11 protein-coding genes are annotated in these 11,532 nt (G+C 71.5%); 2 read left to right on the forward strand and 9 right to left on the reverse strand.

All coding sequences use genetic code 11. From position 1 onward, the window contains the following. Window position 1: 1 nt before the first annotated feature. From ACIQBL_RS18330 to ACIQBL_RS18355, 6 genes are all read right to left on the reverse strand, one after another. Entirely contained in the window at window positions 2-679 is a 678-nt protein-coding gene (locus ACIQBL_RS18330; RefSeq protein WP_401944021.1) for a FadR/GntR family transcriptional regulator, read from the reverse strand. Between the two features lie 172 nt (window positions 680-851). Next, entirely contained in the window at window positions 852-1,688 is an 837-nt protein-coding gene (locus ACIQBL_RS18335) for an undecaprenyl-diphosphate phosphatase (RefSeq protein WP_401942766.1), read from the reverse strand. 88 nt (window positions 1,689-1,776) lie between these two features. Beyond that, window positions 1,777-2,151: a fluoride efflux transporter CrcB gene (gene crcB, locus ACIQBL_RS18340; RefSeq protein ID WP_401942768.1), complete on the reverse strand. Its 375-nt coding sequence runs from the start codon at window positions 2,149-2,151 to the stop codon at window positions 1,777-1,779. Then, window positions 2,148-2,528, reverse strand: a complete 381-nt coding sequence (locus tag ACIQBL_RS18345) for a DUF190 domain-containing protein (protein WP_401942769.1) — start codon at window positions 2,526-2,528, stop codon at window positions 2,148-2,150. The genes crcB (ACIQBL_RS18340) and ACIQBL_RS18345 overlap by 4 nt, the downstream gene beginning before the upstream one ends. Continuing rightward, the gene (crcB, locus tag ACIQBL_RS18350) at window positions 2,525-2,986 is read right to left on the reverse strand and encodes a fluoride efflux transporter CrcB (RefSeq protein WP_401942772.1); all 462 of its coding nucleotides are present in this window, start codon (window positions 2,984-2,986) and stop codon (window positions 2,525-2,527) included. Before crcB (ACIQBL_RS18350) ends, ACIQBL_RS18345 begins: the two co-directional genes overlap by 4 nt. A gap of 164 nt (window positions 2,987-3,150) precedes the next feature. Beyond that, the gene (locus ACIQBL_RS18355; RefSeq protein ID WP_401942774.1) at window positions 3,151-4,113 is read right to left on the reverse strand and encodes an SMP-30/gluconolactonase/LRE family protein; all 963 of its coding nucleotides are present in this window, start codon (window positions 4,111-4,113) and stop codon (window positions 3,151-3,153) included. 180 nt (window positions 4,114-4,293) lie between these two features. Between ACIQBL_RS18355 and ACIQBL_RS18360 the strand changes: the two genes are divergently transcribed. Continuing rightward, on the forward strand, window positions 4,294-5,145 hold the full coding sequence (locus ACIQBL_RS18360) for a ribonuclease BN (RefSeq protein ID WP_401944023.1): 852 nt from the start codon (window positions 4,294-4,296) through the stop codon (window positions 5,143-5,145). 105 nt (window positions 5,146-5,250) lie between these two features. On the opposite strand, the gene ACIQBL_RS18365 is transcribed toward ACIQBL_RS18360, so the two are convergent. Next, complete coding sequence (locus ACIQBL_RS18365) at window positions 5,251-7,272, reverse strand: beta-galactosidase (RefSeq protein ID WP_401942777.1); 2,022 nt, start codon at window positions 7,270-7,272, stop codon at window positions 5,251-5,253. Between the two features lie 173 nt (window positions 7,273-7,445). On the opposite strand from ACIQBL_RS18365, the gene ACIQBL_RS18370 reads away from it, so the two are divergent. Next, entirely contained in the window at window positions 7,446-8,471 is a 1,026-nt protein-coding gene (locus tag ACIQBL_RS18370) for a LacI family DNA-binding transcriptional regulator (protein WP_401942779.1), read from the forward strand. 39 nt (window positions 8,472-8,510) lie between these two features. Here the strand turns inward: ACIQBL_RS18370 and ACIQBL_RS18375 are convergent, their stop codons facing one another. Beyond that, window positions 8,511-9,848 carry a hypothetical protein gene (locus tag ACIQBL_RS18375; protein ID WP_401942782.1) on the reverse strand — a complete coding sequence of 446 codons (1,338 nt, stop codon included), beginning with the start codon at window positions 9,846-9,848 and terminating at the stop codon, window positions 8,511-8,513. A 132-nt stretch (window positions 9,849-9,980) separates the two neighbouring features. Beyond that, the gene (locus ACIQBL_RS18380) at window positions 9,981-11,528 is read right to left on the reverse strand and encodes a nitrilase-related carbon-nitrogen hydrolase (RefSeq protein ID WP_401942785.1); all 1,548 of its coding nucleotides are present in this window, start codon (window positions 11,526-11,528) and stop codon (window positions 9,981-9,983) included. Window positions 11,529-11,532 lie beyond the last annotated feature (4 nt).

Here is an 11,532-nt window from a genome sequence, read left to right on the forward strand (position 1 = left end):
CTCACGCCTCGGGTCCGCCTTCCGTGGGGGTGTTCGCGCGCGCGGGGCGCACGATGTCGGTGAGGGTCGTCTCGACCCGGTCGAGGTGGTGGGACATGGCCTCGACGGCGTCCGGCTCGCTGCCGTCGATCAGCGCCTCGACGATCGCCCGGTGCTCGCGGTTGGACTGCTCGCGCCGGCCGCCGAGTTCGTTGAGGAACGCGGACTGGCGGGCCAGTGCGTCGCGGATCTCCTCGATGACCCGGCGGAACACCGGGTTCTGGGCGGCCTCGGCCACCGCGAGGTGGAAGAGGGTGTCCATCGCGACCCACGCGGTGGTGTCCGTCTCCTGTTCCATGCGGTCCAGGAGGTGGGCCAGGTGGTCCAGGTTCTCCGGGGTGCGGCGCAGCGCCGCGTACCCGGCGACCGGGATCTCGACGTGGCGGCGCACTTCCAGGAGGTCGCTGGCCGCGTAGTCGCCGAAGGTGGGGTCCTCCACGGCGTTGGCGACCACGAAGGTGCCCTTGCCGGTCTTGGAGACGGTCAGCCCCATGGTCTGCAGGGCCCGCAGGGCCTCGCGGAGCACGGGCCTGCTGATCTCCAGGGTGCGGCACAGCTCCGCCTCGGAGGGGAGCTTGTCGCCGATGGCGTAGTCGCCGCGCTCGATGGCGCCGCGGAGGTGGACGAGCACCGCTTCCATGGCGCTGACGCGCCGCGGCCCGACTCCACCTGTCTGGCTGTCTGACAGGTTCACGGACGTGATCCTGCGGGTGACGGGACAGTGCTGTCAAGCGATCCGAAAGGAAAAATTCAGAGGGCGTGCGGCCTGAAAATCCGGCTGCACGCCCTCCACTGTGACCGTCCACCCGGTGTCAGCTGTTGAGCACACCCGTGCCGAGCAGCCCGAACAGCATGACGCCGATGACGATCCGGTAGATCACGAAGGCGTTGAAGGAGTGCTTGGCGACGAACTTCAGCAGCCAGGCGATGGAGGCGTAGGCCACCACGAACGACACGATCGTGCCGACGGCCAGCGGGGCGGCGCCCACGCCCGCCCCCAGGGCGTCCTTCAGCTCATAGATGCCGGCGCCGGTGAGGGCCGGGATGCCGAGGAAGAAGGAGAGCCGGGTGGCGGCGACGCGGTCCAGGTCGAGGATGAGACCGGTGGACATCGTGGCGCCGGAGCGCGAGAAGCCGGGGAAGAGCAGCGCGAGGATCTGCGAACTGCCCACCAGCATCGCGTCCTTGAACGTGACGTCGTCCTCACCGCGCTTGTGCCGGCCCATCTGGTCCGCCGCCCACATGACACCACTGCCGACGATGAGCGAGGCGGCGACGACCCACAGCGAGCCGAGCGGTCCGTCGATGAGCGGCTTCGCGGCCAGGCCCACCAGCACGATCGGGATCGTCGCGTAGATCACCCACCAGGCGAACTTGTAGTCGTGGTGGTACCGCTCCTCGCGATTGCGCAGGCCGCGGCCCCACGCGCTCACGATCCGCACGATGTCCTTGAAGAAGTACACGAGCACGGCGGCGATGGCGCCGACCTGGATGACGGCCGAGAACCCGACGACGGCATTGTCGTCGACGGGGATCTTCATCAGCCCCTCGACGATCTTCAGATGGCCGGTCGAGGAGACCGGCAGGAACTCGGTCACCCCCTCGACGACTCCGAGGACGGCGGCCTGACCGACGCTGATGACGCTCATGAGATCCAGTTCTTGGGAGTTGGTCGACAGTGCTGTAGACAATAGCGCTGGGAGCGGTCCTGTTCGGGCGCGGGTTCCGCCCGATCTCTTACGCCCACAGGGCCTGCGCGATCGACACCCCGACAAATGCCGCACCGAGGCCCGCCATCACGCTGCCGACGACGTTGGCCGCAGCGTAGAGCCCCGCACCCGTCTCGGTCAGCCGCAGTGTCTCGTACGAGAAGGTGGAGTACGTCGTCAGGGCCCCGCAAAGGCCTGTCCCCACGAGGAGTTGGAGATGCGGACCCGCCGCGCCGGCCGACGCGGCACCGGTCAGCACACCGAGGATCAGACAGCCGGAGACGTTCACCGCGAAGGTGCCCCAGGGGAAGACGGAGTCGTGCCCGGTCTGCACCGCGCGGTCGGTGAGGTAGCGGAGCGGAGCACCTACGACGGCGCCCGCGACGACCAACAGCCAGTTCACAACGACCTCTTACCCTTCCGTCCCGACGCGCCGGGGTCTTCCGCACGGCCCACGTACCGAATCACCTCGCACTCGTCGAGGATCACGAGTCCCTCGCCGACGAGTTCGTCCAGCCGCGGCAGGAACTCCCGTACGCGTTCCTCGGTGTCCACGATCACGATCGCCACCGGCAGGTCCTCGCTGAGCGACAGCAGCCGTGAGGTGTGGATCAGGGAGGAGGCGCCGAAGCCCTCGACGCCCCGGAAGACGCTGGCACCGGCCAGCCCCGCCGCGTGCGCGCGGTGCACGATCTCCGAGTACAGGGGCTTGTGGTGCCAGGTGTCGTTCTCGCCGATGAAGATCGTCACCCGCAGGGCGCTGCCGGTCAGCCTGGTCATCGCTGCCTCCACTTCAGGACGCGCCGGGCCGCCGCCACCGCCAGCCACACCGCCGCGAGGGCCGCGACAAGGGTCGCGGCGAGATAGGCCAGCGCGGTGCGGGGATGGCCCGTGTCGACCAGTTTCTGGATGTCGACGGCGTACGTCGAGAAGGTGGTGAAGCCGCCGAGCACACCGGTGCCGAAGAACGGCCGCACCAGCCTGTGGGCGGCCCACACGTCGGTGATCACCACCATGAACACGCCTATCACGGCACACCCGACGACGTTGATCCAGAACGTCGTCCAGGGGAAACCGCCCCCCTGCGCGGGCCACCACAGGGAGGCCGCGTAACGTCCCGTGGCCCCGATCGCACCGCCGAGCGCGACCACCGCGACCACGGGTCCCTGGCCGCGCCAGACGGACGGGCGCGGGGCCCGAGGGCGGGTGCGCAGGCTCTCGGCTTCGGGGGCTGACATGGCCGTACGTCTCCTACTCGTCGGGGGCCCCGGGGGCACACGCCTCTACAAGTAGGGACCGTTGGCGGCACCTCTGCCGCGGTTCGGGTACGGCGGGCCCCACCGCCGCGCCACGAGAGGTGATCGCGGCCGGGCATCAGGGTAACGCCGGGGGCGGGCCGGGGTCACTTCGGGGCGGGCGGCTCGCACAGCGCGACACCGCGTTCCCGCAGGCTGCCCAGCACGAGGTGGCCGGCCGCCTCGCAGACGCCGGTGACCATACGGAAGGGCGAGCGGCGCGCGACGAGGTGGTGGACGACGTGCCCCTCGTCGTCGACCGCGACGGCCCCGATCGTGCCCGTGGGGCGGTAGGGCGCGTGTACGGCGATACGGGCGGCGGTGTGCCGTACGGCGTCCGGGGCGCGGTGGAGCAGGTCGAGCGGGGGCACCCGGGGGCCGACGAGGGCGACCCAGATCGGTCCGCCGGGTCCGGCGCGCCAGATGTTGTCCGGCATGCCCGGGAGATTCTCGGCGAAGGGTTCGCCACGGCCCGCTTCGGGTCCGGTGAGCCAGTACCGGGTGAGGCGGTGGGCGCCGGTCTCGGCGATCACCAGGAAGGACTCGGCGGCGCCGGGGGCAAGGCCGTTGGCGAACTGGAGCCCCTCCAGCAGGACTTCGGGGGTGCCGCTGTCGGGCGCGAGGCGCAACAACCGTCCTGTGCCGGTGTGTTCGACGATGTCGCCGAGCCACTGACCCAGGGGGTAGCGGCGGCTGGAGACGGTGAAGTACGTACTGCCGTCGGACAGGGCGACGACGTTGCTGCAGAACCGCAGCGGCTCCCCCGCGACCGAGTCGGCGAGGACACGCACGGAGCCGTCCCCCAGGTCGACGCGCAGCAGTCCGCGTTCCGCGTCGCACACCAACAGGGCGTTGTCCGGGAGGAGTTCGAGGCCGAGCGGCCTGCCGCCGGTGTCGGCGAGGGTCTCCACCCGTGCCGACCCGGGGTCGAGCAGGCCGTCGAGACGGAGGATGCGGCCGTCCTCGACACCGGTCAGCACCCGGCCGCGGGCGTCGGCCACCACGTCCTCGGGACCACGGCCGCCGATCGCGACGTAGCGGCGGGCGAGCAGTGCCTCGGAGCGGGCCATGAAAACCTCCACGGTTCGGGTCTGCGCGCGTACGCTTGCTTCTCTTCCCGGTCGTCGCCTCACACGGTCGTGTTCGCCGAGCGTATTCCCGGCGCCCCGGAGCGCGCTGCCGGTCGGTGAGAGGGGGGCGCTCATGCCATGGTCGGCCGCCCGCCGTGCGGGACGCCTCCGGTGAGACGGGTGCACGCGGTGTGGCAGGGGCTGGGGCTCGCCGAACTCACCCGGCGCGGGCGGGAGTTGGAGCTGCTGCACCGGGCCATGGGGTTCGCGACGCTCGCCCTGGTCACGTTGGCGCCGCTGCTGATCGTGGTGGCCGCGGCGGATCCGCTGGGGCACGGCGGGTTCGCGCTGTGGCTGGTGGACGGCATGGACCTGTCCGGCCGGTCGGCCCGCGCGCTCACCGATGTCTTCACCCCGCCCCGCAAGGTGATCGGCGCGATCAGCGCGTGGAGTGTGGCGCTGCTCGCGCTGTTCGGCCTGTCCTTCGCGTCGAGTGTGCAGAGCGGCTACGAGCACGTGTGGCGCCCTACCGGCGCGCCCTGGCATCGCGTCCGGTGGCGGCAGTTGGTCTGGCTGGTCATGCTGATGGGCTATCTGTACGCACAGGTGCGGACCCGCAACGTCATCGGGGGCACGCCCCGCATCCTGCTCAGCATGGCGGCCGGCCTGCTGTTCTTCTGGTGGGGCCCGCACTTCCTGCTCAACCGCCAGATCCGCCGGCGGTATCTGCTCCCGGGCGCGCTCGCCACGATGGCGGGCCTGGTCGGCCTGCGCTGGTTCTCGTACCTGGTGTTCACCCCGCTCCTCGTCACCGACGCGGTCGGTTACGGCCCGGTGGGCACGGTCCTGGTGGTGGAGTCGTGGCTGGTCGGCGTGGGGTTCGTGCTCTACGGCGGCGCCCTGGTGGGCAGGCTGCTGTGCGAGCGGTTCGGGGATCCGGAAGCGTCGTTCCGCACCGAGCCGGAAGAACCGGACCCGGTGACCGCCGAGCCGGAGGAACCTCCGACGCGCTCCCCACAGGACACGGTCTGAGTCCTCGCCGCACAGAAGTGCGCGCCCTCGCCCACCGGCCCCGCCCGGAGGGAGGAGGCCCCCTCCACCCGCGGCTCACGGCTCGCGCGGGCGGAGGGGAGTCGGTCAGCCGTCGAGTCGTACGACCCGCACGGCTCCGGCGGGGACCGCGAGGCCGCCCGCCGCACGCTCGCCGGTCAGCAGCTCGGTGCCGTCGGCGCCCAGCGGCACCTTGACGTCGGAGGCGCTGTGGTTGATGGCGAAGAGGAAGCTGCCCGACTCGCCTTCCCTGCGCACGACTTCGACGTCGTACGGCAGGTCGGCGCCCGGGGTGATCCGGGCGTCCTCGGTCGCCCAGCCGAGGAGGGCGTCCAGGCCGTGGGCGTCGAGACGGGTCGACACGTACCAGGCGGTGCCCTCGCCGAGGCGGTGCCGGGTGACGGCCGGGTGGTCGGCGGTGAGGCCCTCGGCGTACGTCCACACGGTCTCGGCGCCGCGCGGGACGACGAACTCGGTCCAGACGTCGCCGGTGAGTTCGGAGCCGTCGGGGCCGGTGATACGGACCCGGTCACCCGCCAGGAGCGGCGAGAACTCCTCGACGGTCAGGCCGAGTACGTCGCGCAGCGCGCCGGGATAGGCGCCCTCGTGGACGGCGTCGTGCTCGTCGACGATGCCGGAGAAGTAGGAGACGACGAGGGTGCCGCCGTTCTCGACGTACCGCTTGAGGTTGCGGCCGGCCGCCTCCGTCATCAGGTACAGGGCGGGTACGACGACAAGGGGATAGGCCGACAAGTCGGCTTCCGGGTGAGCGAAGTCGACTGTGAGGTGGCGGTCGTAGAGGGCCTCGTAGAAGGCGTCGGCGCGCTCGCGGGCGTCGTGGTCCTCGCTGGGCCGCCACTCCAGTTTCTGCGCCCACCACGACTGCCAGTCCCATACGACGGCCACGTCGGCCCGGGTGCGGGTGCCGCGGAGCGGGGCCAACGCGTCGACGGACGCGCCGAGTTGGACGACCTCGCGCCAGACGCGGGTCCCGGTGCCGCCGTGCGGGAGCATCGCGGAGTGGAACTTCTCGGCACCGCGCCGGGACTGCCGCCACTGGAAGAACATCGCGCCGTCCGAGCCGCGTGCCACGTGGGCGAGGGCGTTGCGGGCCATCTGGCCGGGGGCCTTTGCGGGGTTGCGTGGCTGCCAGTTGACGCCCGAGGTGGAGTGCTCCAGGAGCAGCCACGGGGCACCGCCCGCGACGGATCGGGTCAGGTCGGCGGCCATCGCGAGGTTGACGTGGGTGCGGCGGCCGTCGGTGATCAGGTAGTGGTCGTTGGTGACGAGGTCGACCTCGCGGCCCCAGGCCCAGTAGTCGACGGACTCGCACTGGCTGAGGGCGGTCATGAAGTTGGTGGTGACCGGGATGCCGGGGGCGAGGCGGTGCAGGATGTCCCGTTCGGCGACGAAGTTCTCGCGCATGGTGGCGTCCGCGAACCGCGCGTAGTCCAGCGCCTGGGCCGGGTTGACGGCGGTCGGGGTGCGGCGCGGCGGGTTGATCTGGCCGAGGTCTCCGTAGCGCTGGCCCCAAAAGGCGGTACCCCAGGCCTCGTTGACCCTGTCGACGGTCCCGTGGGTCGTGGTCAGCCAACGGCGGAAGTGGGCGGCGCAGTTGTCGCAGTAACAGGCGGAGACGGGGACGCCGTACTCGTTGAAGACGTGCCACATCGCGAGGGCGGGATGCGTGCCGTAGCGCTCGGCGAGCCGTGCGGTGATGTGGGCGGCGGCGGCCCGGTAGTCGGCGTTGCTGTGGCAGATCGCGCCGCGTGAGCCGAACTCGTAGCGGGTGCCGTCGGCGGTGACGGGCAGGGCCTCGGGGTGGGCGCGGTAGAACCAGGCGGGCGGGGCGACCGTGGGGGTGCCGAGGTCGGCGCGGATGCCGTTGGCGTGCAGGAGGTCGAGGAGGCGGTCGAGCCAGCCGAAGTCGTACACACCGGGCTCGGGCTCCAGCAGGGCCCAGGAGAAGATCCCGACGCTCACCATGGTGACGCCGGCCTCCCGCATCAGCCGGACGTCCTCCTGCCAGACGCTCTCCGGCCACTGCTCGGGGTTGTAGTCCCCACCGAAGGCGAGGCTGGTGAGGCCCCTGGGGGTGGTCTCCGGCATGGGTCTCTCCCGTAGTCGATCATTTGGGAACGTGCACACAGCGCGCCCGGGGGCGCCGCCCCAACATAACCGCACCCCTGTGACCGATGACAAGTGTCCTTGATGTTTCTCCGCTGTGAACGCTCCCATACGGGTGCTTCTGACTGCGGGCCCGGGAGCCGTAGAGTCGGACCATGAGCAATACGGGGGGTCGGCGCAGGCCGCCGACGATCCATGACGTGGCGCGCGAGGCGGGCGTCTCCCGGGGCACGGTGTCGCGCGTCCTCAACGGCGGGCACTATGTGAGCCCGGCCGCGCAGGAGGCCGTCAACGCGGCCATCCGCAGGACGGGTTACGTCGTGAACCGGCACGCCCGCTCGCTGATCACCGGGCGCTCGGACTCGGTCGGCTTCCTGCTGACGGAACCGCAGGAGAAGTTCTTCGAGGATCCCAACTTCAACATCCTGCTGCGCGGCTGCACCCAGGCGCTGGCCGCGCACGACATCCCGCTGCTGCTGATGCTGGCCGGCACCGAGGACGAACGGCGGCGCATCACGCGGTACATCACCTCCGGGCACGTCGACGGGGTGCTGCTGGTCTCCAGCCACTCCGGGAACCCGGTGGCGGAGGAGCTGAGCGAGGCGGGTGTACCGCTGGTCGCGTGCGGCAAGCCGATCGGGCTGGGTTCCAAGGTGAGTTACGTCGCCGCCGACGACCGCGAAGGCGCCCGTGACATGACCCGGCACCTGCTCTCCCTGGGCCGTCGCCGCGTCGGCATGGTCACCGGCCCGCTGGACACCCCGGGCGGTGTCGAGCGCCTCGCCGGCTACAGGGAGGTGCTCACCGAGGCGGGCATCGAGGTCGACGACCGCCTCGTCGTCTCCGGCGACTACAGCCGCCTCAGCGGCGAGAAGGGCGCCGAGCGGCTGCTCGCCCAAGTCCCGGACCTGGACGCCGTGTTCGTCGCCTCCGACCTGATGGCACGGGGCGTGCTGACCACGCTGGAGCGGGCCGGGCGGCGGGTGCCGGAGGACGTGGCGGTCGGCGGTTTCGACGACTCCCCCGCCGCGCTGGCGTCCAGCCCCGAACTCACCACGATGCGGCAGCCGTTCGACCGGATCAGCGCGGAGATGGTGCGGGTGCTGCTGGCGCAGATCGGGGGCGAGGACACGGCGGCGGTGATACTGCCGACGGAGCTGGTGAAGCGGGAGTCGACGTAGGAGGGGGTGAACCGTCGGCCCGCCCCCTCCGCACCGCCGTCAGGCGGACGGGTTGACGATCACCTCGGCCGTGTTGTTCGCGCTGTTCGTGTCGAAGGCGAGGGGCGTGCCGTTGTAGGCCCGGGTCGTGACGTGGCCGGTCGCGTCGGGGACGACCGTGTCGATACGCAGCTGGAACGGGAAGCCGACGTCCAGGTCGGGCTTGGCCCACGTCGGCAGGGTGCAGGCGTAGTGGGCGATGGCCGGGTCGTCGCCGGCGGTGTGGGCGCCGTGGCAGGTCCTGGGCATGGAGGTGGCGACGGTGCCCTGCGGGGCGTAGAAGTCGATCGTGGTGATCGGGTCGCCTGCGCTGACGTCACCCGCCCAGGCGGGGCCGTGGTTGACGAAGCGGAAGCCGGAGGTGACGGTGTCGCCGGCCGCGCCGCTCGCCTCGGTGCCGTAGACCGCGAAGTCGGCGGTGTTGTCCGCGGTGATGTGCCAGGAGCGGCTGTTGTCCGAGCTGTCGAGGTCGGTGACGTCGCCGAGCGGCTGCACGTCGTAGTCGAACCGGTCGTAGAGCGCGTGGCCGGTGACGGCGAGCAGCAGCGGCTCCGGCAGCGCCACGGTGGCGCCGGGCGCGATCTCGGTGTCGAAGGAGCAGGTCACGGAGGTCATGCCGGTGCCGTTGACGTCCGGACCGGTGTAGGCGCACTCCGGGTAGCGGGTGGTGACGTCGAGGCCGTACGTCGCCCACATGCTCACGCTGAAGCCGTGCGCCGTCTCGTTGCCGGTGTTGGTGACCGAGTACGGCACGGTGAGGCTGGTGTCAGGTGCGACGCCGGTGACGTCCTGCGGGGCGGGGATTCCGAGGTCCACGCCGGATCCGACGGTGACGGTGGTGTCGTCGCTCCGCGTGGCGGCGAGCGTGCCGTCGGGGCCGCCGGTGGCCTCGGCGGAGTACGTGACCGTGCCCTGCGCTCCGACGGCGGCGCCGGCGACGGCCCGCACCTTCAGCCGCACCTGCGCGCTGTAGCGGATCGGCACATCCCCGGTGTCGCACACGGCGACGGTGCCGGTGTCGTCCGGCGTGCAGGTGTCGGGCCAGGCCACCTCGGCGACCCCCGCGAGCCCGGACGCGTCGACGGTCAGCCGTCCGTCGGTCACGGTGAAGCCGTCGTTGCTGTGCGTCAGGCCCAGCGCCAGCGGCCGGTACTGCGCCGTGCCGCCGTCCGGAGCGACGGTCGCCGCCACGTCGTACGGCGAATGGATCGCCAGTGCATCGGTCTGCGCCACGTCGGCGACCGCCGCCCCGCTCCCGAGACCGGCGACGACCAGCGCCCCCACGGCTCCGGCACATGCTCCGCGACGCAGCAGGCGCCCGACGGAGACAGAACTCATGAAATCCCCCAGGTGGGAAGGAAGAGACCCCGGCAAGTGACCTGCACCGGGCGGGAGTTGGACGAAGTGCCGGGGCGGAAGGTTGTAGTGGGGGGCGTGGGACGCGTACGTCCGTCTTCCGGGCGGGCCCGCTCAGTGACGCTCCCGGCGGGCAAGGGCGGTGACGGTGAGCACGAGGAGGCAGGTCAGGCAGAGCCAGGCGAAGGCGTCGCCGATCCGGTCGTAGACCGTGGTGACGCCATGGGTGGGCACATAGGCCACCATCGTCTGGCGACCGGTCGTGAAGTAGTCGGTGGAGGCGAGGACATGGCCCTCGTCGTCGTAGGCGGCCGAGACGCCCTCCGCGTCCTGACGGATCAGTGAGTAGCCGCCCTCGACCGCCCGCAGGCTCGCCTTCTCGGTGTGCGCGCCTCCGTACTCCTTCCAGTCGTGGGAGGGCACGAGCATGATGTCGGCGCGGGTGCGCATCATGGCGGGGAAATCGGCGTCGTAGCAGATGACGTCGGCGATCCGGCCGTACGGGGTGTCGGCGACCGGCACCCGGCCGTCGCCGGGCGTGAACTGCTCCGACCCCGGGATGGGGTGGGCCTTCTGATAGGTCCACAGCACTTTTCCGTGCGGGTCGATCAGGAGCGCCTCGTCCTTGTCGTGGGCCGGTCCGGTCGTGCTGTAGACGCGTACGCCGATCTCCAGGTAGACGCCCGACCGGCGGGCCTCGTCCCGTGCCGCCGCGACGGCGACCGGTTCGTGGGACTCCTGGGTCCTGACGGCCTCTTCGGGCCAGACCACGATCTTCGCTCCGGCGGCGGCCTCGCGCCGGGTGGCGGCGAGCAGGTCGTCCTCCACGGCGGTCATGGCGGGTTCGACCTTCGCGGCGGGCGCGGTGGCGATGTCCGGGACGCGGGCGAACGCCGCCCGCTGCGCGTCGGTCACCGTCCGGGCGGGGCTGATTCCGGCGATCCGGACGGTCGGGGCCGTGCCGGGGCCGAGGGCCAGACGGGCACCTCCGGCGAGTACGACGGTCAGCAGTACGGCCAGGTACACCAGGCCGCCACGCCAAGCGGGCCGCTCCCAGAGGCGGTTGACGGTACTGGCGAAGTAGGCGATCAGGAACCCGATCCCCCACGGGCCGGTGACCGAGACGACCTGGAGGAGGGGAAGGTCGCCGTACTGGGTGACCGCGAGCGAGCCGTACGCCGTGCCGAAGGGGGACACCACGGTGATCAGGAACTCCGTGAAGGCGACCCCGGCGGGGAAGGCGAGGGCCGCCACTCCGGGTCGCAGCCGGCCGGCCGGCAGTCTGTCGGCGAGGAACGGCAGCGTCTGCAGGGCGGCGAGCGCGACGGCGCCCGCCACGACCACGGGGCCGAAGCCGATCGCCGACTCCTGGACCCAGAAGACGGCGGCCACCGCGTGCGCCGACCAGATCCACAGCGCCCCGGACCAGGCGCGGCTGAGCCGGGCGAACCGCAGCAGCAACACCAGGGAGATCCAGGCGGCGGCCGGGACATCCCATCGCCCGCCGACAGCGAACAGCATCACCCCGGTGCCGAGCGGCAGCAGGGCCCACCTCGTGGCGGGGCGTGAACGCCCTTTCCTGTCAGGGGACTTGGTCTCCGTCGTCGTTGCGGGCGACGGGCGGGTCGGCGGTGGACTCTGTTCGGTGGGGAGGTTCGTCATGGGG

This window comes from Streptomyces sp. NPDC088350, assembly GCF_044753545.1.
Classification (GTDB): domain Bacteria; phylum Actinomycetota; class Actinomycetes; order Streptomycetales; family Streptomycetaceae; genus Streptomyces.

Excerpts from the sequence above, each read along its gene's own strand:
- ACIQBL_RS18335 (WP_401942766.1), bottom strand. The coding sequence starts at position 1,688 with ATGAGCGTCATCAGCGTCGGTCAGGCCGCCGTCCTCGGAGTCGTCGAG.
- ACIQBL_RS18370 (WP_401942779.1), top strand. The coding sequence starts at position 7,446 with ATGAGCAATACGGGGGGTCGGCGCAGGCCGCCGACGATCCATGACGTG.
- ACIQBL_RS18365 (WP_401942777.1), bottom strand. The coding sequence starts at position 7,272 with ATGCCGGAGACCACCCCCAGGGGCCTCACCAGCCTCGCCTTCGGTGGG.
- ACIQBL_RS18375 (WP_401942782.1), bottom strand. The coding sequence starts at position 9,848 with ATGAGTTCTGTCTCCGTCGGGCGCCTGCTGCGTCGCGGAGCATGTGCC.
- crcB (WP_401942772.1), bottom strand. The coding sequence starts at position 2,986 with ATGTCAGCCCCCGAAGCCGAGAGCCTGCGCACCCGCCCTCGGGCCCCG.
- ACIQBL_RS18355 (WP_401942774.1), bottom strand. The coding sequence starts at position 4,113 with ATGGCCCGCTCCGAGGCACTGCTCGCCCGCCGCTACGTCGCGATCGGC.
- ACIQBL_RS18330 (WP_401944021.1), bottom strand. The coding sequence starts at position 679 with ATGGAAGCGGTGCTCGTCCACCTCCGCGGCGCCATCGAGCGCGGCGAC.
- ACIQBL_RS18380 (WP_401942785.1), bottom strand. The coding sequence starts at position 11,528 with ATGACGAACCTCCCCACCGAACAGAGTCCACCGCCGACCCGCCCGTCG.
- ACIQBL_RS18345 (WP_401942769.1), bottom strand. The coding sequence starts at position 2,528 with ATGACCAGGCTGACCGGCAGCGCCCTGCGGGTGACGATCTTCATCGGC.